Origin of the sequence: Thermosynechococcus sp. HY596 (assembly GCF_030518715.1) — a bacterium.
Classification (GTDB): domain Bacteria; phylum Cyanobacteriota; class Cyanobacteriia; order Thermosynechococcales; family Thermosynechococcaceae; genus Thermosynechococcus.
In genome coordinates, this window is record NZ_CP130346.1 from 463,991 (window position 1) to 485,234 (window position 21,244).

At 52.3% G+C, this 21,244-nt stretch carries 20 protein-coding genes and 1 CRISPR repeat array; of the genes, 5 read left to right on the plus strand and 15 right to left on the minus strand.

Annotated elements, in window-relative coordinates:
* Nucleotides 1-44 precede the first annotated feature (44 nt).
* Nucleotides 45-659: a hypothetical protein gene (locus tag QYC28_RS02305; RefSeq protein ID WP_149817812.1), complete on the plus strand. Its 615-nt coding sequence runs from the start codon at nucleotides 45-47 to the stop codon at nucleotides 657-659.
* Here QYC28_RS02305 and thrC read toward each other — a convergent pair.
* Nucleotides 656-1,744 carry a threonine synthase gene (gene thrC, locus QYC28_RS02310; protein ID WP_149817814.1) on the minus strand — a complete coding sequence of 363 codons (1,089 nt, stop codon included), beginning with the start codon at nucleotides 1,742-1,744 and terminating at the stop codon, nucleotides 656-658. The genes QYC28_RS02305 and thrC overlap by 4 nt on opposite strands.
* 115 nt (nucleotides 1,745-1,859) lie before the next feature.
* Between thrC and QYC28_RS02315 the strand changes: the two genes are divergently transcribed.
* Nucleotides 1,860-2,474 carry a histidine phosphatase family protein gene (locus QYC28_RS02315; protein ID WP_149817816.1) on the plus strand — a complete coding sequence of 205 codons (615 nt, stop codon included), beginning with the start codon at nucleotides 1,860-1,862 and terminating at the stop codon, nucleotides 2,472-2,474.
* 52 nt (nucleotides 2,475-2,526) lie between these two features.
* Here QYC28_RS02315 and cas5 read toward each other — a convergent pair whose 3' ends face one another.
* The 10 genes from cas5 to QYC28_RS02365 all read right to left on the minus strand — a co-directional run bounded on the left by cas5 (nucleotide 2,527) and on the right by QYC28_RS02365 (nucleotide 15,400).
* The gene (gene cas5 / locus QYC28_RS02320; protein WP_286626439.1) at nucleotides 2,527-3,192 is read right to left on the minus strand and encodes a CRISPR-associated protein Cas5; all 666 of its coding nucleotides are present in this window, start codon (nucleotides 3,190-3,192) and stop codon (nucleotides 2,527-2,529) included.
* Entirely contained in the window at nucleotides 3,192-4,064 is an 873-nt protein-coding gene (gene cas7i, locus QYC28_RS02325; protein ID WP_302679775.1) for a type I-B CRISPR-associated protein Cas7/Cst2/DevR, read from the minus strand. Before cas7i ends, cas5 begins: the two co-directional genes overlap by 1 nt.
* A gap of 29 nt (nucleotides 4,065-4,093) precedes the next feature.
* On the minus strand, nucleotides 4,094-5,611 hold the full coding sequence (gene cas8a1 / locus QYC28_RS02330) for a type I-MYXAN CRISPR-associated Cas8a1/Cmx1 (RefSeq protein ID WP_302679776.1): 1,518 nt from the start codon (nucleotides 5,609-5,611) through the stop codon (nucleotides 4,094-4,096).
* Nucleotides 5,608-7,806: a CRISPR-associated helicase Cas3' gene (cas3, locus tag QYC28_RS02335; RefSeq protein ID WP_302679777.1), complete on the minus strand. Its 2,199-nt coding sequence runs from the start codon at nucleotides 7,804-7,806 to the stop codon at nucleotides 5,608-5,610. The genes cas8a1 and cas3 overlap by 4 nt, the downstream gene beginning before the upstream one ends.
* An 85-nt stretch (nucleotides 7,807-7,891) precedes the next feature.
* Nucleotides 7,892-8,560: a type I-MYXAN CRISPR-associated protein Cas6/Cmx6 gene (gene cas6 / locus QYC28_RS02340; protein ID WP_149817827.1), complete on the minus strand. Its 669-nt coding sequence runs from the start codon at nucleotides 8,558-8,560 to the stop codon at nucleotides 7,892-7,894.
* A gap of 221 nt (nucleotides 8,561-8,781) precedes the next feature.
* Nucleotides 8,782-10,174: direct repeats of the CRISPR family, unit length 36 nt; unit sequence GTGCTCAACGCCTTACGGCATCAAAGGTAGAGGCAC.
* 252 nt (nucleotides 10,175-10,426) lie between these two features.
* The gene (gene cas2 / locus QYC28_RS02345; RefSeq protein WP_149817829.1) at nucleotides 10,427-10,720 is read right to left on the minus strand and encodes a CRISPR-associated endonuclease Cas2; all 294 of its coding nucleotides are present in this window, start codon (nucleotides 10,718-10,720) and stop codon (nucleotides 10,427-10,429) included.
* Nucleotides 10,721-10,723: 3 nt separating this feature from the next.
* Entirely contained in the window at nucleotides 10,724-12,382 is a 1,659-nt protein-coding gene (locus tag QYC28_RS02350) for a type I-MYXAN CRISPR-associated endonuclease Cas4/Cas1 (RefSeq protein ID WP_149817831.1), read from the minus strand.
* 46 nt (nucleotides 12,383-12,428) lie between these two features.
* The gene (locus tag QYC28_RS02355) at nucleotides 12,429-13,001 is read right to left on the minus strand and encodes a Uma2 family endonuclease (protein WP_149817833.1); all 573 of its coding nucleotides are present in this window, start codon (nucleotides 12,999-13,001) and stop codon (nucleotides 12,429-12,431) included.
* A gap of 20 nt (nucleotides 13,002-13,021) precedes the next feature.
* The gene (locus QYC28_RS02360; protein WP_149817835.1) at nucleotides 13,022-13,633 is read right to left on the minus strand and encodes a hypothetical protein; all 612 of its coding nucleotides are present in this window, start codon (nucleotides 13,631-13,633) and stop codon (nucleotides 13,022-13,024) included.
* A gap of 12 nt (nucleotides 13,634-13,645) precedes the next feature.
* Nucleotides 13,646-15,400: an RDD family protein gene (locus tag QYC28_RS02365; protein ID WP_286626445.1), complete on the minus strand. Its 1,755-nt coding sequence runs from the start codon at nucleotides 15,398-15,400 to the stop codon at nucleotides 13,646-13,648.
* Nucleotides 15,401-15,611: 211 nt separating this feature from the next.
* Here QYC28_RS02365 and QYC28_RS02370 point away from each other — a divergent pair, with 211 nt between their 5' ends.
* Together QYC28_RS02370 and leuD are read left to right on the plus strand one after the other, a co-directional pair.
* Complete coding sequence (locus QYC28_RS02370; RefSeq protein ID WP_149817839.1) at nucleotides 15,612-16,664, plus strand: adenosine deaminase; 1,053 nt, start codon at nucleotides 15,612-15,614, stop codon at nucleotides 16,662-16,664.
* A gap of 9 nt (nucleotides 16,665-16,673) precedes the next feature.
* On the plus strand, nucleotides 16,674-17,264 hold the full coding sequence (leuD, locus tag QYC28_RS02375; protein WP_302679778.1) for a 3-isopropylmalate dehydratase small subunit: 591 nt from the start codon (nucleotides 16,674-16,676) through the stop codon (nucleotides 17,262-17,264).
* Here leuD and QYC28_RS02380 read toward each other — a convergent pair.
* Complete coding sequence (locus QYC28_RS02380; protein WP_302679779.1) at nucleotides 17,257-18,213, minus strand: glycosyltransferase family 2 protein; 957 nt, start codon at nucleotides 18,211-18,213, stop codon at nucleotides 17,257-17,259. The two genes, leuD and QYC28_RS02380, sit on opposite strands and share 8 nt — an antisense overlap.
* 90 nt (nucleotides 18,214-18,303) lie before the next feature.
* Here QYC28_RS02380 and QYC28_RS02385 point away from each other — a divergent pair, with 90 nt between their 5' ends.
* Entirely contained in the window at nucleotides 18,304-19,266 is a 963-nt protein-coding gene (locus QYC28_RS02385; RefSeq protein WP_302679780.1) for a hypothetical protein, read from the plus strand.
* Here QYC28_RS02385 and QYC28_RS02390 read toward each other — a convergent pair.
* Genes QYC28_RS02390 through QYC28_RS02400 form a run of 3 tightly spaced genes read right to left on the minus strand, consistent with a single transcriptional unit; the run spans nucleotide 19,263 to nucleotide 21,196 of the window.
* A complete protein-coding gene (locus QYC28_RS02390; RefSeq protein ID WP_302679781.1) occupies nucleotides 19,263-20,738 on the minus strand; it encodes a right-handed parallel beta-helix repeat-containing protein in 1,476 nt (491 codons plus the stop codon). The genes QYC28_RS02385 and QYC28_RS02390 overlap by 4 nt on opposite strands.
* A gap of 47 nt (nucleotides 20,739-20,785) precedes the next feature.
* Nucleotides 20,786-20,983 (minus strand): lipopolysaccharide assembly protein LapA domain-containing protein, encoded by a 198-nt coding sequence (locus QYC28_RS02395; protein WP_024125597.1) that lies wholly within the window; start codon nucleotides 20,981-20,983, stop codon nucleotides 20,786-20,788.
* Entirely contained in the window at nucleotides 20,984-21,196 is a 213-nt protein-coding gene (locus QYC28_RS02400; protein WP_286626452.1) for a hypothetical protein, read from the minus strand.
* Between the last annotated feature and the right edge of the window lie 48 nt (nucleotides 21,197-21,244).

Here is a 21,244-nt window from a genome sequence, read left to right on the forward strand (position 1 = left end):
TCCAAGCGCCAGATCTGCTTACTCAAGTTGAATTGGAGGATAGGATGATGACTCTACGATGGCAACCTCTTGTGGCAACCACTGTTGCAGCAATTCTCCTACCGCTGGCGATCGCTCCAGCCGCAATGGCACGTCCCGGCTCTCCTTCATCTAGCTCTGTGGAACGGGAGGCGCGGAGTGCGTTTCGAGACCTCGCCAAAGCGCAATATGAAGGGATGCGGGCAAAGTCCATGAGTGGGGTAGATGCCAGTCTCTTGAGCTTGGGCGATCGCCTACTGGCCTCAGCCCAGCAACTTCAGCAAAGCGGCAACTACTTCCAAGCCAAGGAAACGGCCAAAGCAGCCACCCGTATTTATGAAGCTGCTCGCAACCTCGGTGAGGCTCGCACGGGTCAAGCGGATCTCTCCCGCAGTTACTTTGATGCGCCTTTTCAAGTGAGTCGTGAGTTGACCCGCACCGAAGCAGAAATGGCCTACTTTCGTGGGGGCAATCCCACCGTGCGCGATCTGTTTAGCCGTGCTCAGCAGTTAGCCCAACCTGCCAGCTTGACAGCAGCTGCACCCACCACCGCCAATGTTGCCAGCTTAGCCACCAATCGAGCCGCAGTACAACTCTTGAAGGCAAGTCGCCACCTGATGCGAGCGGAGCGCGGTTTCTAAAAGCCCATGACCTTGGCTACAGTTTGCTCAGTGGGTTCAATGTGGCGGTGGAAGCGATCGCTCTGTTGCTTGAGCGCTGTTTCTGGATCCTTGAGACCATTGCCCGTCAGCACACAGACCACCGTGGCACCACTGGGCACCTGATCGGCCAATTTCAAGAGACCCGCCACAGAAGCCGCACTAGCCGGTTCACAGAAGATACCTTCCTCAGAAGCCAGCAGACAATAGGCATTCAGGATTTCCTCATCGGTGACGGCATTAAAGGCACCTTGGCTGGCTTCTTTGACGGCGATCGCCCGTTGCCAGTTGGCAGGATTGCCAATGCGAATGGCCGTCGCAATCGTTTCGGGATGGGTGACAACCTCGCCCTTGACAAGGGGGGCAGATCCCGCTGCTTGAAAGCCCATCATCCGCGGCAGGCGATCGCAACGATTTTGCTCACGATACTGGCAAAAGCCCATCCAATAGGCAGTAATGTTTCCTGCATTACCCATGGGAATACACAGCCAATCGGGGGCATTGCCCAAGCTATCCACCACCTCAAAGGCGGCGGTTTTCTGCCCCTCTAGGCGATAGGGATTGACCGAGTTCACCAAGGTTACGGGATAGGTTTCTGCCATGAGGCGCACGATTTCCAAAGCTTGATCAAAGTTACCCTCAATGGCAATCACTTCAGCACCATAGAGGAGCGCTTGGGCCAGTTTTCCTTGGGCAACGTACCCTTCGGGCACCAAGACATAGGCCCGTAAGCCTGCCCGTCTCGCGTAGGCCGCTGCTGAGGCCGAGGTATTTCCTGTGCTGGCACAAATCACAGCTTCGGCTCCCGCTTCCTTAGCCTTGGAAATGGCCATGGTCATGCCACGATCTTTGAAGCTGCCTGTGGGGTTGAGGCCATCGTACTTGACATACACCGCGACGTTGCGGCCAATGCGGGCTGCAATTTGAGGCACGGGAATCAGTGGGGTATTGCCTTCATAGAGGGTGACCACTGGGGTGCGATCGCTCACAGGCAAAAACTCACCGTAAGCGTGAATCAGGCCATGCCAAGCAGGACGGATGGGGGGAGCAGAGAGTGTTACAGGCACAGGTACGCAGTCAAAAAATATGAATAAATTTGAGGCTGAAGATAGAGATTAGCCACACAGTAGGATAATTTTAGCGATCAGGGGTTACACTTGCCAATTGCCGGAGAATCACATTATGCGTCTAATTTTGATTCGCCATGGAGAAGCCGTTGGTAATGCTTCAGGCGTCATGCTCGGGCGGCAGGATGTACCCCTCACAGAACGAGGACGGCAGCAAGTCCTTGCCTTACGGGAAAAGCTCCCCTTACCCCATGCCATTTACACCAGTCCGCTGCAACGCTGCCGCGATACGGCGACACTCATGAATCCTTGTCCTGACTTAAAGGTTCAAGAGTTGGCGGAGTTAATTGAAATTGATCAGGGCATTTTCACAGGACTCACGTGGGCACAGGCGCAGGCGCAACATCCCGATCTTTGTGAAGAACTGGAGGAGAGTGACTACCTGATTCCAGTTCCCGAGGCAGAGTCAATGGCCATGGCTTGGCAGCGGGCAAAACAGGCTTGGAAACAGCTCCGACGCCACAGGGATGAGGACTGTGTTTGGTGTATTAGTCATGGCGGCTTTTTGCAGTGCCTGATTAGCGTTGTTCTGGGGAGCGATCGCCTGTGGGGGATGGAAATTCCCCCCGCTGCTTGGTTTGACTTTTCAGTACGAGTGGATTTAGATGGCCGCTTTGAGGCAGAAAATATCCGCTGGTGGCGCATCAATGCCTTTAATCAGTGCTCCTAGACGGCCAGCTCAGGTTAAGGTTGTTAACAAACCGCAATTTGCTCGATTGGCATCAAGATCTGCGAGCGGCGGAGGGTCGCGATCTTGGGGTTGGCACAGTTAGCTGCGGAATCCTGACCCAGCAATGGTCTTCAAATTCGTTGCCTAAGCGAAAGCGTTGAAAGGTTCCTTGGCTGCTCTGGCGATCGATCCAGATGGGCAGGCTAATGAGACCTCGATTGTCTTTAATGAGCCAGCGGATCGAGCCATCGTTGTCCCGATAGGGGCGTACACCATTGACCAGTGCCCACGACTCCCCCAAACTCAGGCCACCAAAGCGGGAAATTTGCTGGGGTGTGGTGAAGGCGATCGCCAGCCGATCAACCAGCTTCAGTGGTGCATTTTCCTCACTCGAATCAACTTTGACAACCACTTGCACATCTGTGAGCAGTTCATGGTGATTCGGCTTGGAGAATTTACTCGTGGAATAGGTGCCGAGGCGATTCTTACTGAACTTGTGATGCCGCTGTTTACGCAGAATGCGAGAAATGGGTGGGTCAGCACCAATAATGCCAATGGCCAGTTTGACACCCCGATGTTGATCCAAATTCTCTTCACCGATCAGGGAAAGGAGCATGCCATAGATCGTGGAGGGGGGTGGATAGCGGTAGGTCTCCTTAAAGTCGCGGGCAAAGCTGCGGGGAAAACTGGTACAGGGACAATCAAGGTAAAGTTGCATTAGGCGGGCACCTCAAGCTTGAGTTGTTGCTTTAATTGTTCTTTGGCGTGGGCGATCGCTTCTTTGACCCCGCGATAGACCTGAACCCCTAACGCCTTTAACTGCTGACCATAGGGAGTATCGGCAATCTCACCGCCCACCAGTAGCTCATCAGCCTTCACATCCCCCACTTCAACCAGTCGCACTAGCCGTGGGCAGCCCACCAACTCCCCAATGCGCTTAAACACCTCCATAATCCAAGGACTGGGATCATCTGTGATGCGAAGCACAATGGACTCTGGATGAAAGTCGTATAAAAAGCGGGCATGGTTACCGCCCACATGACGGACAGCGCCAATAGCATCCAAGGCGAGTAGTGCCCGTTCCGGTTTCTTAAGACTTTCTGGCGTGAGGGCGATCGTGTACTGATAGGCAGTGCAGTGTACTTCGGTGCTATGAATCGAAGTTTTTCCCTTTTCGCCGCCTTTAGAACCAAAGGCAATATCCCCCCAATAGGGATCCAGACTCATAGCGCGACTAATTTCTAGGGCACCCCGCCGTTTGGTCGTGGCATCTTCATTATCCTTCCCCTTTTTGGCGTCCATGTAGCCAAACAAGTCATCATCAATGTATTTTTCAGCGCTGAATTGTTCATCCTTGAAGCTATACTTGTCAGTCTCAGCATTAAATGTGCGATTCACCTCTTTTTCATAATGATTTTGAAAATACTCCCGCAATCCCCAACGGATCGCTTCTGCACTCACAGTAGTGTATTGATCATTGCCACGGGTGATTTTTTGCAAAGTTGAGAGAGTGCTCCCATCCCCTTCCCCCCGGTTATTGGCTGCGACAGCAGTGGTCGTTACAATTGTTGCAAAAAGATGTTTCGTCATTGTTATTTCTCCTGAATTAGAGACAGAAACTATTCATCGGCGAAGGAAAACATTTCATCTTCTGTGACATCCCCTTCAGCCATTGATTCCAAGGGGACATCAACACCATTGAGAGAGTCTCCTTTCTTACTGCGGTAGGTAGCGATCGCCAGCAGTACCAGATCTCTTGCTCGCCGCCAGTTTTCCTCACGGTGAATCCAGTGAACAATTTGCGGGCCTTTATCGCGAGCGGCCTTGCTGCGAAACTGGCTTAGGAAATCCACCAATGCAGTAGCAAATTCCTGTTGCGTACTCGGACGTTGGAATCGGTAGATAACCTTATCGGTCACTTGCCCATAGTCTAATTGGCGACCTTGCTTTTCAGCCTGTTTGAATTGCCCAGACAGGTATACGCTAAAGGCACCTTGGACCACCTCAAACAGCACTCGCTCATCAGGATTCAAGTATTCAGTCATTTTTACCAACCCTTCACGTTCATAGGCCTTATTACGTTTGTAAAACTCAAAGAAACCTGCATACCAAGGCTGACCTCCAATTAAATTGTCACAAATCCAAGGCAGTGCTTTAGAAAGAGCTAACCAAGTTTCACCATTCTCCTTTTGTCGCACGTGCGCAGGAAAAACTTGGCGAGCGACTTCATACAACTCTAGGACTTCATCCGTAACTTCGACGCGATACACTGCCTGTTTCAAATAAGCTTGCTGAGCATCCCAGACTTGCTTGCCCAACTGGTAAACCTCGCAGTAGTGCACGCCAAACTGCTGACTCTCTTCTATCGCCTTCTCTTGCAGTAGAAAGTGCAAAGCAGATTCACCAGCGCCACTGCTACGAAAGTCTCGATACGTGCACCCCGACATCGCCCGACGGCGCTTAACCCAGTGCTTTAGATTTTGAACTTCAGGAATCACCAGTGCTGAGCGGGCAGAGAGCTTGCCACCAACAGTTTGGGGAGGAAGTTGGTAGTAGCCACAGGCAAGGGGCAAAAAAAGCAACGCCAGAAAGCCCTGCGGCGATTCTTGATAGGGACCATTGACAAAACATTCCACCAGTCCGGGCAGATGATTTCCCTTCAGGGGAATTTCTTTCTTGAAGGCTCCCTTATTGTTAAAGGCCTCCTTGATGTCGCTGGTGTAATAACAGCTCTCTAGGGGCTTCACCTCAATCGAGATCTCTGGTTGATCCGGCTCAATTAAGAACGTGCGAGTGACAGAAGTGTTGCTGAGTTTGCGCTGCGTATTGTGCTGGAGGAATGTGGTGAGTACCCCTTGGGTAAACGTGTATTGCCCCTGGGCATCAAGCTTGAGGGCAGGAACCTCTAGATAGCCTTGGTGATTAATCTGATAGGTCTGCTTTAGGAGCCATGTCACAACCTCTCGATCACTCCCTTTCCACGCCAGTTCAACGACCTCATCGGTGACGTTCCAAGTTAAGGGAGCCTGTGAACGTTGGCTTTCCAACTCGGATAGGGCTAAGGCTAGACCCGCAATTCCTGCTCGATGGGGCAAAAGAAAATTTGGATCAAAGATCGATAAGGTAAATTGGCTCACAATTTCACCTCCTGCCGGGAAGCGAACGCCCCTAGGTTTGGGTCATAGTGCCACTGCTCCTTAGGCGCAATCAAATATCCGCTCTTGTGGCGCCGCCAACCCTTGATATTTTTGGTAGCGGGTAGGGGGATTGTGTAGCGCATCAGTTGACTAGATTTGAGGAACGCAATCTCCTCCTGATCCTGTTCGAGAAGGGCAGTGACGGTATAGCCTGCTTCGCGCAACGGTGCAGGATACGTTTTCCATCTGCCATCCAGCCAGACAAAGTGATCCTTGGGTGTGTGTGGAGTGTTGAGTTTTTCTAACCAAGCGGCGAGCTGGGCTTGGCTAACCAGCTGACCGACAAACCCTCGCACCAGTGCCCAACCCGCATCCAGTTCATCTGCACTGTAGGGAAAACCAACCTTGTCATCGGGGTAAAAGAGGGCATCAAGGGCGTGGCCGCAGTACTGACGGTTGAGCCGCCCCAACCGCTGGATTAGCCCTGCGGGGTCAGCAATTTGAGTCACGAGGAGTGTTGCCGACAAGTCCAGCGACATTTCTGCCACTTGCGTGGTGATGGCTAGGACGGGTTGATTTTGTTTGAAGGCCTCTACCACTTTGCGGTGATGGTGCACGCGATCGCCATAACGAAAGCGACTGTGATAGAGCAGAGGTTGAAGTCCCTGATTTTTCGCTTGCTGATAGGTAGCGATCGCTGTATCCACCTGATTGCAAACCCACAGGACTTTACCACCTTGGTCAAGTTCTTGCTGAACCCGCGCCCAGTCCAGCTGTGCTAGCTCATGGAAGCGATAACGGGGCAGGTGTTCAATGTCTCGGGGGCCTTGGATAATTTCAACAGGTTCTCCCACTGCATTGCGAATGGCCTCCACCTGCGCGGGTAGAAATGAGGCAGACATGAGTAAGATTGGCGCTTTAACAACGTTGAGAAATCGCAGTAAGGCGCCAAAGAGAGCATCGTCATAGCAATGAACTTCATCAAAGACGAAAGCAGCCTTGGCAAGAGCTGGAAAGCAGTACAGGGGACGGCGGTGACATTGCAGGAGTCCCAAAACGGTATCCACAGTGCAAACATTGACCTTTGCCCCCCAAGCCTTGAAGGCTTCTAATTTCTGAGCGGCCTCATTAACAGCTCCATCACCATTGTCTTCTTCTTCTCCTGTGCAAGCCAACTCCAAATCAACAGCCGACCGAGAGTGCAACAGCTCTGACTCTACTTGGTGATGAACATAGCCCAGAAAGCCCTCGGTGCTAGTGCCCGTTGTTGGATAACAAAAGAACAACTTGCGTCCAATGCCATGGCGTTGTGCCCAGCAATAGGCACCAAGGGTTTTCCCTGTACCGCAACCCGCACGTGCCAGTGTGACTCGTTTGGAGTCCTCCCGCAGATCAATTTGAAATGGCCGCAGGCAGTGCTGACCCCGCCGGGCATCAATCACCTTTTGTAGATCAGCCACCGTTAAAGTGCATTGTAGTTGTTCTTGGATCCATTGCTGGAGGTTGGTTGTCACCGCTGCTGAGGCCGAGCCAATGGCATCTGCTGCCACAAGCAGTGCTTTCACAACAGCAACAAACACAACAGTTGGTTTCCAGTCAATAAAAGCCTGCAAGACTGCTGCCCGTTTCTCCTTGATTGTTTGCATGTCCCATCGCGATGAGAACGCAAAAGGAGGAATGATTTGAGGCAGCCCTAGGGTTCTTACCCCATAGCGAAGCAGCTTGCGGAAGGAAGGATGATGGACATACCAGTACAGGTAAGGGTCGCCACTGCCCTCGCGGATCTCCCCCAGTGCACTGGTGTCTCGCCCCTGCTGACCGCCTAATTTGAGGTGATGTCCTCCTGCTGCGGCGATCGCTGTCATCAAGTCAGCATTGGGGCATTGGCAAAGCCAGTTTCGGAACTCCCACGCCAGCAAGACAGACCCCACTTCATGACGGATAAGTTGTGGGTATTGCAAGGGGTTCTGTTGAGGCTGCACCGATGGATTTGAAGCCCTGAGGGGGTACCTGACCACCCCTTGAAATTGGTGATTGGCCTTACCCCAATCGTGCAGATAAGCGGCCAGTCGCGCCGTTGCCCGCAGGGTTTCCCTAGTGTCGTTGCTAAATCCAAACTGCTGGAGCAACCCTGTGCCCAGTGCATCAACCAAGGTGGTAATTGACTTCACAACCGCCGCGGTATGACCAGCCAAATGATACGTTCCTCTCCAGTCGGCGCTGCTTGGGAGTGAAGATTTTGCCAACAAAATATCTGGGTCTAGTTTTGGGGGTGGAGAACTAGGCAGCATTCGGTTCCTCCTTGACCGGGTAAAACCAGCCGCAGCCAAAATGTCTTCGTCCTCCTAATCCATGCCACTGCAACTTTAGAGAATCTTCAGGAGTTAAATCTTCAACAATCACGCGGTAGCCTACGACTTTTTTGCCTTTCACTTGAATCGTGCGCCGTGCTAAATCACCATTCGGATCAGAAGGAATAAATACCTTTCCCTGAATGCCTAAATGAGTTAGGCCTTTTTGACAAGATTCCAAAAAATAGCGGGGCACTTCTAGGTGATCAATTGCTTCTAATTTGAAAGTGACTAGGCGAGCTGCGAGGGTTCCTGAAGGCTCTGGCAATGTAATTCGAGGTTGCACAAGGCGAATCAGATGCCCCTGAATATCCAACACTTGGTTCTGGAAAAAGCGATACCACGTCTGCACTTGATCTGTAGGACAGCGAAGGCGAAAGCGTGAAGCACGATTTAGATAAATAATACCCTCACCGTTAGGAATTCCAGCAATACTGCTAAGGCGAAGATCACTTGGTATATCTGAAGGTAGATCTGGCCGCCCCGATTGTTGCAACTGTTTTTTAATAGCAGAGTATAATGCATAGCCATGATCTGCTGGCAGTGTTCTTCCACGCAAGCTGTAATGGATTTCAAGAAAGTGATTGTGGCTAGTCATGACGCTATCTTATTATCCCCGCCTAATCTGAATGCTTTCCCTCAATTATGGGTCTCTGGAGCACTGCCAAGGGTAGCCACTGTCTAGTTTCAAGAATCATGCTAACGGATAACTTATAGTTGTCAACTTACAAAAATTTTAACTTCTACTGTAGGTAACCACAAGGAGCAAAAAAGCTTTTGGATACAATTTTTTATTTTTATTCAAGAAAGTTAACCAACCGCTGGGCTAGCCCACAGCACCAGAGGTAGAGGCACCGACCATGGTTCGCGATAACGGGCTTATTCGCTGGGTGCTCAACGCCTTACGGCATCAAAGGTAGAGGCACTTCCAATACCAAAACATCTTTAGTATTGGAGATAAGATGTGCTCAACGCCTTACGGCATCAAAGGTAGAGGCACTTTATTGATTACTCATACTATACTACAAGACTGTGTGCTCAACGCCTTACGGCATCAAAGGTAGAGGCACGAGTGCAACTGAAGAAAAAGTTGCATTCCCTACGGTGCTCAACGCCTTACGGCATCAAAGGTAGAGGCACCAAGAAGTTGGCCGACCGCCTATTGGGCAAAAAGGGTGCTCAACGCCTTACGGCATCAAAGGTAGAGGCACAAACGCTGTTTATCGTTTAGAACCAACTTAACCGCGTGCTCAACGCCTTACGGCATCAAAGGTAGAGGCACCATATAACTGTATTTTGGTGTTAGGGTCAGTGTAGCCGTGCTCAACGCCTTACGGCATCAAAGGTAGAGGCACCAAGAAGTTGGCCGACCGCCTATTGGGCAAAAAGGGTGCTCAACGCCTTACGGCATCAAAGGTAGAGGCACAAACGCTGTTTATCGTTTAGAACCAACTTAACCGCGTGCTCAACGCCTTACGGCATCAAAGGTAGAGGCACCATATAACTGTATTTTGGTGTTAGGGTCAGTGTAGCCGTGCTCAACGCCTTACGGCATCAAAGGTAGAGGCACATCAGTACTTGCAGTTGTCCACTTCTTTGCGAGAAGGTGCTCAACGCCTTACGGCATCAAAGGTAGAGGCACGTAGTAGGTCGTCCCCGTTCTGCTCCTGTAGTAGGTGTGCTCAACGCCTTACGGCATCAAAGGTAGAGGCACAACCAAAATGCTCTGCAAAGTATTGATGCTAGTGTGCTCAACGCCTTACGGCATCAAAGGTAGAGGCACCCCTTCTCAGGGGAGTAGAAAAAAGCCGAGACCTGTTGTGCTCAACGCCTTACGGCATCAAAGGTAGAGGCACCAGCTCAGCTTGCGTGAGAGTCAAAAGCCTAGCGTGCTCAACGCCTTACGGCATCAAAGGTAGAGGCACATTAGTGATGCTGAATATTGTTAAGAACCCCTCTTGTGCTCAACGCCTTACGGCATCAAAGGTAGAGGCACCAACTTCAATTGACTTGAAGTTGCTAGACAAGTAAACGTGCTCAACGCCTTACGGCATCAAAGGTAGAGGCACTTCCTATGCCCCGCCCCGTGCTCAGCGCCCTAAGGGTGCTCAACGCCTTACGGCATCAAAGGTAGAGGCACTTAATGCCCTAACTTCAATACCAGCACCGTTAGAAAGTGCTCAACGCCTTACGGCATCAAAGGTAGAGGCACAGCAGCGCCCTAGAAATGCCTCTAGGACTAGCTTAGCACAGTCACTTTTCAAGCACCTCAGGCACTTTGTTTTTTTGTGACTGTAAAATTTTTAGCCTCGGACAGTATTCAGTTGTCAATCCCGCTCTGGGGAATAGGTTCAGAGATTTTCAAGCACCTCTAAATCTAACAAAAACTCTCAAACCTAGTCAAGGGGCTGTATTTGAATATCGGTGCGTTCGGAGAATATTTGAGTCCAGAGGTGCTTGTATGCTAAAAGATTTTGAAGTTCTGCTCCGACATTGGCCATGTCCCCGCTCGGTTGCAAGCGCATACCCGCTCAACGCATTGGCTGCACAATCCTACGATTAGGAGACTGTCTTCCTTTGTGAGGATTTTTTCTAGTTGCCAGCGCAGCTTTTCCCGCTCCCGTGGCGTGAGACGACAGCGAAAAATCGAGAACTGTAATCGTTCACCATAGCCCTCTAACTGCTTATAAGCCTGTCGCCATCGCTTGGGGTCGCGGATGTCGTAGCAGATGAGGTACCAATTTTTGGATTCACCCATGGGTCAACGCAAAATGAGTTTGCCAAATAGACCTGCTTCACCACACCATTCCTTTTCGAGCAAACGTACTTCCAGCTCCAAGATTCGCCGATAAGTGAGCGAGTAGTTGGTCACTGGATGTTTCCACGTTTCACCTTTGCGGGCTTCATAGAGTTCAATGAACTTACGCCGACCATAGTCACTTAGCCATACGTGATCTCGGTGTACCTCAAAGCACTCGTCAAAGTTCCACTGCATACGGTTAATCGAACCAATAACGACCATATCCACAAGGGGGACGCGGAAAATTTCCATCAAGTCCAACGCAAGGGGTGGTGCTTGGGTACGCGGCTGATGATAGAAGCCAAAGGCGGGTTCAAGACCAACAGTGAGAATGGCATTCATCACGTCCTTGAGGAGCATGCCATAGCCAAAACTGAGCAGCGCATTAAAACGATCTTTCGGGGGGCGGCGATTGCGACCGTTGAAGTGCAACTCCTTCGGAACGTGATCCCCCAGTAAATAGGGCAACGCTGAAAAATACAGGGCGCCAAGATTGCCTTCAATGCCGCGTAGAGCCTCTAGGGAATTGGCGTGGGAGATGCTGCTAATGAGCCGATCCATTTGCGTAGTGGTCTCTTGCAATGCAGGCAGAGCATCTTGGCGATTCCGCTGTCCTCGGAGTAACAGGCGACGCTGACTCTGTCCCCGGCAGTTCACCAGTAACTGGGCAAGACGTAAACATTGGTCTGGGTTCGTCAGGGCTTGATATTGACGAATACGCCGTTGAATACTGCCCTTGCGGTTGTCAATGCTGCCGATATAACGCCCACCACTGCTGATGAAGTGAACACCGACATCCTCATAGGCACAGAGATGAATGGCTGGGGTGGTAATTTGGGCAAATTTGTGGATAACAACTTGACCCACCTGCTGAATGGGCAGCTTTTGCTCAGGTTCATCGTCAATGGCAATCCGTAGCTGCTCGCCAGCTCGCCTGATTACCGCTTTGCCAGCCGTGACATGGATAATCTCACGCTCGTCATCTCGCGGAAATAACCGCAGGGGTAAATGCTCAGGATCTCGGGCGAGGCGGGCTTCTTCAGGCAGGCAAACAGGCGCCAAGGAGCAGTTGAGACAAAGTCTTTCGTTGCTACAGACAGGGGGACGTTCTAGGGAAGCACGCAGTTGACGCGCTTGCTCGATTGTGTCCCGCACCAGTTGGCGGCCTGCCTCATCCACAGGAACCCGTACAGTAACGTTATCGCGGTGATAGTGAATGCGGCCTTCGGGGACAGTGACGCCGAGAACGGTTTCTAGTAAACAGGCATAGGCCAGAATTTGTACCCTGTCGCTGTGCCAAGCTTGGGGCTGCTGCTGGCGATCGCGATAACAGCGACCGATTTTGTGCTCGTAGGGAATCAAATGCCCCTCTAGGGTACGCAGTGCATCAACCCGCCCCCGGAGGCCAAGGGCTACACTTTCCAGATTGAATTCTTGCCAATCTTCCCGTTCTAATTTTTGTAGCTCAGCGTGGAGCCGTCGCCCGGCAAAGACGGATTCATTTTGGGTGTAAAGTTCCTCAACTTCTTCGAGATAAAATAACCGCTGACAGTAGGCAAAAGCATGGAGAGAATTAACGCGCAGTGTCTCCGTTTCAGCGCAGGCAACGGTCTGTTCCATGATTGATATCTCCAGTGAGAAGATTCCACTGGTTTATCCATTGGCCTTAGGGAGAAAATGCAAGGCAAAAGTCAGGAAGAATTTCCTCTCCTGAAAGCGTTGTTGGCAGAGACACGCTCTCTGGTGTTTGCTGGGGGCGATAAATTTCTGCCATTTGTTGCTGGGGGACAATCAACCAGCCAAGGCGGCAACCATTGTCCATGTATTCCTGCATTTTTGCCCTTAAATGGGACAAGTCATCACTAGCAGACGCGAGTTCAATCACAAAATCGGGGCAAAGAGGCACAAAGCCTTGGCGTTCCTCTGGGGTTAGGCGCTGCCAATGTTCCTTGGTAATCCATGCAACATCGGGTGAGCGAATGGCGCCATTGGGCAGGCGAAATCCCGTTGAGGAGTCAAAGACCTCCCCTAGTTGAGTTTGGCGATTCCAAAGACTAATGTCAGCCGTGAGGGCGGCATTGTAGCGACCCGTTTCGCCGCCTGTAGGGGGCATAACAACCAATTCTCCCGCAGCAGTTAATTCAAACCGTAGATTAGGATTGGCTTTGATAATCTCTGCGAATTGCTCTTCAGTGAACTGAAGGGTTTTGGGTAGATACACGGGGGGAGCATGGTGCATAGCTATTGCCCCTCAAAGATCTAACGGTTTTTCCACCATTCAAAACTACGTTTCCATTCTCGCGATCGCGGGGGTAATTCCTGCAATGATGCTGCCACATGGTTAAAAACCTGCTCCATCACGGGTAAGGGCACTTGGTCTTCCGCTTCAAAGAGAATAGCTAGCCGCTGCCCCCCTTGGAGATGCATCAAATATAACTCTTGGTGAATCGGTCGGGGGGTTGGATAATAAAACATTTCACCACGGACTCGCCGTCCCAAAATTCGCCGCTCAATGCGTGCGGGGGCTGCTGAGAGAGGACCCCCCACTTGGGTAAACCGTAGCCAACTGCGCAACTCTTGATCCGAAAGTCCCCCCAGTACCTCGCTTGTTTTGGGTAGGCTAATCAGGCTCACCATTAACTCGTGCTCCCCCGGTACGGCATTGGCGGGATAGACCACAGCAACGCCATTTTCACCAAAAGAAGTGGGTGGCGAAAATTGTAGGGGTGTTTCAAAGGATAACCCCAGTAGTTGATAGCGTTGGGGGACAGGGGCAGCAGCCTGAATTGTCGGTTCACTCGCCCGACCCATGAGCAGGGGAAAGGCGCCCAAAAGGGTCAGACTACAACCAAGGGTCAGCAGCAAGCGCATAACGGCCTCACACTAGGGGGATGACTGGTATTGTTGACGATAGGCAGTGTATAGACCTTCTAGGAAGTCCTCAGCACTGAGGGTAGGCCAGTGGGCGGGATAGGTGGGCAGCAACAGGGGTTCTAATTGCTGACGCAGCTCTTGAGCCGCTTGATAGCGACCGACAGGACTCAGGCGATCGCGATTGTTGAGGTAATTGCGTACTAGGAGATACTGTTCGGGAGTCATCCGTTCCCAATGGGCGAGCGATCGCAACTCCTGCACCCAAGCCCCCTGTGGTTGCTGAAGGGTTGTAGCTTTAGGAGCCAACCGTGTCGCTTGTTCATCTTGAATCACAAGGGTACCCGCCACCATATCTCCCAAACGTTTTTCTGATCGAGATAACGCCACTAGGAGTGCCCCTATACCGAAAAAAGCAAAATCAATGGGTTGCAGCAGACTGCGCAGGGTTGCTTCCTTCAGACCAATGGGAAGGCCATTGTCTTGGACGACGCGAATTTCCGCAAAGCGCTTGCCGGGGGTTTGCCCCTGCCAGTAGGTTTCAAAGAAAATGTAATAGCCGTTGTAGAGGGCAAACATTACCAACAGGTAAATGCCCAAACTCCAAGCTTCAATACTCTGGCCACTAGCGGGCAGCACCTCAATCAGCCACGGGTAAAGGGCATAGAAGTAGATGTACCCTGCCGCCAGCGAAAAAAGCACAAGTGCCGTGTAGAGAATCACCTGATCAATCAGCCAAGCCAAGACGCGGCTGCCAATTCCCCCAAGGGCAAAGTCCAACTCGATGCTTTCCGGTGTGCGTAGTGTGACCCGCCGCAACCAGCGCAGGGGATTCACTGCTTCAGGGCGGACTTGAAACGCTGCTCCTTCATTGCGGACTCGCAGATCCCAGTACAGAACTGCCTTGATCCCTTGCCAGAGGGGCAGGAGTAAAACCCCTACAAAGAGGCCAGCAACGGGAATAATCACCACGCTGTTGATAATACTGCCAAGGAGATTGGCGGGAATCGTTGCAAGGGAAGCAACAAAAAATACCGTTAGGGTATGCCATGCCTGTCCCTGCGTCAGTTGCCAACTGCGCCGAACGGATTTGAGGGGCGTACAGTCCGGTTCAAGGGCTAAGACCACATCAACAAGGGAGAGCCGCGCCATAAAGTAGCTAATCACCAACAGCGCAAGGAGCACTAGCAACAGGATACTGAGCAGAAAAGTTAAAAAGAAGAGACTTCTTGCGGGTTCCGTTTGGATATTCTGCTCGAGGAATTGCACTAAGGGGGATGCCACCAAATAAATTAAGTAGCCGATCGCCCCCAAGACCCCATACACCAAGAGCAAAATGACACCGACCATCAGAGTGGCCAGCAAATAATTCAGCATCTTGGGAAAAATGAAGCTGCGGGCTGCCGATTCTGATTCCTCAAGAGCCGTCAGGACAGCGTAAATACGACGAGAAAGCAGCGCACCACTGGCCATTAGCCGTGTCCAACCAAAGAGATACAAGGGCAAAGCCACGAGGATACTAATGCCTGTGAGCCAGAGAAAGGGGGCAACATTATCCATCGCCCCAGCAAGAATCCCCCCAACAATCAGTGCTACGGCCACGATCAGCACGGCGGCAATGGTGAGCAGAAAAAACCACGCATGGGCAAAAAGGCTCAAAAGAAAGTAGCGATTGCCCTGATGACGGTACAGTTCCAAAGCAATCGTGACGACATTGCCACTAGAGAGCGCAGAGGGGAGTCGTCCTCGCCGCCGAAAAGGCCACATTCGCGATACCCAACCAATTGGAGATCGAAATGATCCTAGCGTTTGCGCCCATTGGTTCCTGCGCCACCTTTGTAAAATTTGTTAACATTAGAACAATTTAATCCTTCGTTCATCACTGTTTTCGTTCTGTTTTCGATGGCTGAGGTGCGGGCATTGACCCCTCTGGCCAGCTTAGGTATTGATTGCGTTTTGGCCAGTTTAAGGAGCAGGTATGGCACTGTACGCAGAATTACATCGGCATTTGGGTGGCTCAGTGGTACCGCGGATTCTTTGGCGGTATTTTCAGCGGAACGATCGCGCCCTTGCAGATCGCTTTCCTGACTATGAGGAATTTGAAACCTTTTATACTCGCCCCCGCCAATCCCTTGAAGAATACCTCGAACTCCACACCCTAGTGGAGAGTGTGCAAACGCCGCAAACTTTGCCCTATTTCATCTTTCGCTTGATTCGCGGCGCCTATATTTTTGAAAACTTGGCCTATCTAGAGCTGCGCTATACCCCCTATCTGCGCACGGATCCGCAGCGATCCCAGAGCGATCGCATTGAGCAGATGGCCGACATTGTTAAAACGGTGGGTCTGGCTTGCCAAGTACCAGAATACCCGATTGTCACGAGCCAAATCCTCTGTATGCACACGCGGCTACCCTATGCGGTGAACCGTGCCATTGTTGATCTGGCGGCGAGTTTTCCGCAGTTTGTCTGTGGCATTGACTTGGCCGGGGGCGATAGCGTCTATGGCGATCGCATGGCGGAATTTATTGAACTCTATGCCTATGCCCGCGATCGCGGTCTTAAAACCACTGGCCACCTCTACGAAACGGTGAATGGCTGCTATCCCGAATTGCTACCCTACCTGCAACGCATTGGTCATGGCATTCAAATTCCCCTGCGCTATCCAGAGCTGCTCAAGGAAGTGGCGGCAGCCGGTCAATGCCTCGAAGTGTGCCCCACCACCTATTTTCAAACGGGTACCCTTGAGAGCTACGCGCAATTACGCCTCGTCTTTGAACGCTGTTTTGAAGCGGGGGTGGACGTGGCCATCTGTACCGACAACGCGGGTCTGCACAACGTGCGGCTGCCCTTTGAGTACGAAAACTTGCTCACCCACGACATCCTCAACTTCAAGGAGTTACAAGCCTGTCAGGAAGCCGCCTTTCGCCATGCCTTTGCTTGGCCCCATGCGCAACCGCCGACCCTACTGTTGAGTAACCTGCTTCAGGGCAATTCCCCCCAAAATGCACTGGCAGGCTGCGCAATCCAGTAAGATAGACCTATGAGCAAGATTGAACGCATTACCGGTCGTGGCCTTCCTCTGCGGGGCAACGATATCGATACGGATCGCATTATTCCGGCACGGTTTCTCCGCTGTGTTACTTTTGATGGCCTTGGGGAACACGTTTTTGCTGACGATCGCCAGTCGGGGCAACACCCTTTTGACCTGCCTCAGTACCAAAGGGCACGGATTCTGGTGGTGAATGCCAATTTTGGCTGTGGCTCTAGTCGCGAACACGCCCCCCAAGCGATCGCCCGTTGGGGAATTCAAGCAATTGTCAGCGAAAGCTTTGCCGAGATCTTTGCCGGAAACTGCTTGGCAATGGGGGTTCCCTGTCTGACGGCAGCTCCAGAACAGGTACAAGCACTGCAAACCCTCTTAGAAGATCAGCCCACTACGGAACTGACCCTAGACTTACAGGCGCTGACCTTGACAGCAGGCGATCAAGTGATTCCCTTAACCATGGCGGAAAGTACGCGGCAAATGCTTCTTTCTGGTCAATGGGATGCCTGTGGTCAACTGTTGGCCAATCAGGACAAAATTCACGACGTTGCAGCGCGGCTGCCCTATGTGCGGTGGGCAGTTAGTTAACCCGTCGCAGTAGCCAAAGCCAAGCCCCAAAGAGCCAACGCCAGCCTTGCCAGCGGCGCGATCGCCCCAATGCAATCACCTCTGGTAGATCAAACAGCTGGTACACTGCCTGTGCCCGTTGCCATTGCCGTCGCCGCAAAAATCGCCATGTTCCCGCCAAGATAAACTGGTGAAAAAAGTCACACTGGCACTGCCGTAGTTCCGCTGGTGAGAGAATCGATAAATTCGCAGCGGCGGCAAAAATATTCCCTAGGGTAGCCAAGGTCTGAGCTTGAAACATCCCCATTGTCAGTGCCTGATCGTGGATCATGTAGGCAGCAGTGGCATGGGGAACCGTGTAAACCCCCTTCTGGGCAAAGAAGCGTAGCCATTGGTAGAGGTCTGTGGCTTCGCCGTAGGCGGGATCAAAATAGCCGACCTCCTCGAGGAGCGATCGCCGCCAGATCAAGGCGGGAAACCGTACAAACGAGGAATGACGTAGCAATTGCCTAAGGGCTTGAGCTGGGGAGAGCCATGTTTGCTGCCGGGGTATCTGCCGTCGCAAACAGCGTTGATTCGGATCCACCAAATGCACGCCAAAGAGAAAGACATCAAAGGCAGTGCCCTCCTTGGTGAGGATGTCGAGAATTGTTGGTATTCCTTGGGGCAGGAGGTAATCATCGTCGTGCAACAGCAGGATAAAGTCCCCTGAAGCCTTCGCCAAGCTGGCGTTCCAATTGGCCACCATCCCTAAGCGCTGGGCATTGTGTTGGTAGTGCCAGCGGCCTGACCATCCAGCCAGTAAATCCTCTACTGCTGTGGGGGTGGCAGAATCATCGGTAATAATGACTTCCACCGGATCGTGGCTCTCAGGGGGCAAGGCTGCGACAACTGAGCGAACCGCTTGTGCCAATCCTTGGGGACGGTTATAGGCCGGAATGCAAATGCTCAATAGGGGTGCTTGTGCCATTGTTGGGAACCTGCACAGTTTGCTGCATAATCCATCGGGGTGGTGCGTTCATCCAAGAGACTTTAGGGCACTGTTTTCGGAGCGATTGCTATGACCTCTGCCACCGTCGATCGCCAACGTTTGCAAGCGGCTTTGGCTTCCCTCAACCTTAGTTTAGAGGCAGAACTCACTCAATATCGCTGCCATCGCATGGTACAAGCCCATTCCCCCTTTGAAGCGCCGCCGGTTCCCGAGTCTGCAACTTCCCCAGAACCGAGTGTCACCCCTGCTGCCGCAGAAACAGCTTCCCAAACCGTTCCTCCCGTTGCCAGTTCTTTAGCCCTCACCCCTGAGACAGCAGCAGCCACCGATGAACGCACCAACGGGGGACTCGCCGATCCATTTTTCGAGTTTGATCCCACAGATTTAGCAGAACTCTTGCCCCCCTCCTATCCCAGTGATCCCCCTGCTCCCCAAACACCAAACCCAACAAAGCGTCCCTTTGCCTCTACCCGTGAACTACTCAAGCAGGCCCGAAAAAACCAACAGCGGCCTTGGTTCCAGCGGCGGGAGAGCAATAGTCAACATCTGGTGCAACGCTGGTTAATTGTGGTTGGCATTCTTGCCGGCTTTAGTGGTGCAGCCCTGTGGTGGTTCAACCGCCGACCTGCCCCCGTTGCCACTGAATCACCTGCAACGCCAACAGCAGCATCACCCACGCCCCCCGTCGGCCCTGATATGACTGCGCGGGAATTTCCCGATGTCAATCGCAGCACCCTTGCCCAATTAGAACCTGCGGCGAGTCCATCAACCAGTGCATCACCCACCCCTACGGCCAGCCCAACCCCGGCTGAACCTGAACATACGACGCAGCTTTTTGTGGAAAAAATGCCCAATGGTCGCTACTATGTGCTGGCTCCCTACAAGGAACCTGCGGACTTAGAAAAAGTCCAAGCTGTGGTGCCGGATGCCTTTTTGGTGGGCAATGGCGACCAAACCAAGATTCAACTGGGGATGTTTGTCGATGAGGCCTCGGCTCAAGCGATGGTCAATCAGTTACGCGATCGCCTCTAGGGGCTGATCCAGCGATCGCTGGCATTGCCGTATTGCTCCTGCCACTGCGACCAAGTGAGATTTTCCCCCTCTAGGCGAAAGGGATAGGCCGCTTCACTCCACCAGTGGTTATCCTGCAATTTCAGCGTTTGCAAGAAGGGTTCCCCCTTGAGGGTGGTCAGGAGTTGCTCTTGGCGGCTACCAATCCAATTCCCCTCTAGGTACCAATCTTGAGAGGTCATCGTGACTTCCTCACCCGTTTCGGGTAGGGTGACGGTTCGAGGCGAAGGATCGCGGACGCCAATTTGTGCCCCTTGGTTTTCCCAAATCCAGTTGTGGCGCAGGGTAACATGGGCAGCCGCCCAGCCAAAAATGCCGGGGGTTTGTAGATAGTTCGGGGCAATGCTGTAGTTATAGGCAATTAAGGAATCTTCAATGGTCACTGGACCTGTGCTCGCCTCGAGGAAAAGACCGACAACGGCATTGCCGAGAAATTGCGATCGCCGAATCTCAACGTTTTGATTATCAGTATCAAGCCACAGACCGGCCGCTTGATTCTCAATAGCGCGGTAGCGATCGAAGACAGCACGGCGCAGATGAAAGTACTTATCCCCCGCATCCCAATCGTAAAAGCCTGCCCAAGCTCCCCGCCAATTATTCCCTTGAACCAGCACCTGCTGCACTGTGAAGTCCCGCAAATGAACCCCCGCCATGCCCCGCCAGCCATTTTGCAGAAACTGTGTTCGTTCCACCCGCAGGCGATCGCTCTGGTGACTTTCGAGGCCGCCCCAATTATTGCCCCAAAAAGTACAGTCTTTAACCTCAATGTCATGGCTGCGTTCAATGCGCACTGCTTGGGTAAATGTGCCACCATAGTGCTCAAAGCGTAGCCCCACCAAACTGATAAAACCACTGTCTAAAATGCGCAGAGCCTCACGGTGAACAGCCACTTCTAATTCACTGGGTGAGATACCCGCAGGCAATGCCACATATAGTTGCTGCTCTGCATCATCCACGTAGAAATCATTCCCCTGCAATTCCCTAAATGAGAGTCGCTGCCGCAGGGGAGTATCCCGCCACCACACCAGTTCGCCCCGCTGTGCCACGAGGGGTAACTCAATGCCATAGTTTGTCCACGGGTTACCCGAAAAGCCCCAAGACAATGTCCAAGGGTGACGGTAAATGGTGAACCTAGGCGTGCTGGAGACTTCTTGCCAATCTGACCATCGTTGGCTCCCTCGCAAAATCACGCGTTCGCCCGCCTGAGCCACCAGTCGCAGGGGCGTCTGCCGCTGATGAATCGTTCCCAATGCCTCCCGATAAATGCCGCCATGAATGTAAATGTCGGTGGGGCGATCGTGCGCCTGTGCCCAAGCCAAAGCAGCAGCAATCGTACGGAAAGGGGTTACGGCATCGCTGGCTTGTGGATTGGCTGGATTGACTTCTAGGGTGAGGGGTGAGGCTGGAATGGCCGCAATTCTTGGTTGCCTCATCAAGCACAAAACAATCACAAGTACAATGAGCAGCGCGTGTGGCCCCTTCATCGCCGCAGTGGACGAGCTAAATAGGGCACCCACAGAGCGATCGCAGCCACAAAGATCAAGAGCAAGCCAAGGGGCATCTCAATGGATTGCCAAAATAAAAATTTTAGGGACACCGCTTTCGCATTCTGTACCGAAAAGAGGGCGATCGCCCCGCTGCTGATCATCCAGAGTAAAAAGAGCAAAAAGCGGCGCATTTACTTCCCTTCGGCTTGGCGAATCATCTCCTCCGTCTTATGGTAGCGGTTATAGACAGAAAACCCCGTAAACATACCCTTAAGAAAGCCATTCAGTTGCTCGCGGGTACTGGCACTGGCCGTACTCAGAGGTGCCGGCAAAAAGCGATCGCCAAAACCAACAAAGACCAAACCAACCACCAGCACAGGCAAAATCAAGTCTTTGACACGCATAGAGCAAACCTCCACAGGATGATGGCGGAATCGAGAGGACGCGCTAAC

What these genes read in the sequence shown, in the direction of transcription:
- QYC28_RS02395 (WP_024125597.1), bottom strand. Translation starts at nt 20,983, where the DNA reads ATGCGCCGCTTTTTGCTCTTTTTACTCTGGATGATCAGCAGCGGGGCG.
- QYC28_RS02365 (WP_286626445.1), bottom strand. Translation starts at nt 15,400, where the DNA reads ATGTGGCCTTTTCGGCGGCGAGGACGACTCCCCTCTGCGCTCTCTAGT.
- QYC28_RS02390 (WP_302679781.1), bottom strand. Translation starts at nt 20,738, where the DNA reads ATGAGGCAACCAAGAATTGCGGCCATTCCAGCCTCACCCCTCACCCTA.
- QYC28_RS02315 (WP_149817816.1), top strand. Translation starts at nt 1,860, where the DNA reads ATGCGTCTAATTTTGATTCGCCATGGAGAAGCCGTTGGTAATGCTTCA.
- QYC28_RS02380 (WP_302679779.1), bottom strand. Translation starts at nt 18,213, where the DNA reads ATGGCACAAGCACCCCTATTGAGCATTTGCATTCCGGCCTATAACCGT.
- QYC28_RS02355 (WP_149817833.1), bottom strand. Translation starts at nt 13,001, where the DNA reads ATGCACCATGCTCCCCCCGTGTATCTACCCAAAACCCTTCAGTTCACT.
- QYC28_RS02350 (WP_149817831.1), bottom strand. Translation starts at nt 12,382, where the DNA reads ATGGAACAGACCGTTGCCTGCGCTGAAACGGAGACACTGCGCGTTAAT.
- QYC28_RS02305 (WP_149817812.1), top strand. Translation starts at nt 45, where the DNA reads ATGATGACTCTACGATGGCAACCTCTTGTGGCAACCACTGTTGCAGCA.
- cas2 (WP_149817829.1), bottom strand. Translation starts at nt 10,720, where the DNA reads ATGGGTGAATCCAAAAATTGGTACCTCATCTGCTACGACATCCGCGAC.
- cas7i (WP_302679775.1), bottom strand. Translation starts at nt 4,064, where the DNA reads ATGACGAAACATCTTTTTGCAACAATTGTAACGACCACTGCTGTCGCA.
- QYC28_RS02385 (WP_302679780.1), top strand. Translation starts at nt 18,304, where the DNA reads ATGACCTCTGCCACCGTCGATCGCCAACGTTTGCAAGCGGCTTTGGCT.
- QYC28_RS02360 (WP_149817835.1), bottom strand. Translation starts at nt 13,633, where the DNA reads ATGCGCTTGCTGCTGACCCTTGGTTGTAGTCTGACCCTTTTGGGCGCC.
- QYC28_RS02370 (WP_149817839.1), top strand. Translation starts at nt 15,612, where the DNA reads ATGGCACTGTACGCAGAATTACATCGGCATTTGGGTGGCTCAGTGGTA.
- leuD (WP_302679778.1), top strand. Translation starts at nt 16,674, where the DNA reads ATGAGCAAGATTGAACGCATTACCGGTCGTGGCCTTCCTCTGCGGGGC.
- cas5 (WP_286626439.1), bottom strand. Translation starts at nt 3,192, where the DNA reads ATGCAACTTTACCTTGATTGTCCCTGTACCAGTTTTCCCCGCAGCTTT.
- cas6 (WP_149817827.1), bottom strand. Translation starts at nt 8,560, where the DNA reads ATGACTAGCCACAATCACTTTCTTGAAATCCATTACAGCTTGCGTGGA.
- QYC28_RS02400 (WP_286626452.1), bottom strand. Translation starts at nt 21,196, where the DNA reads ATGCGTGTCAAAGACTTGATTTTGCCTGTGCTGGTGGTTGGTTTGGTC.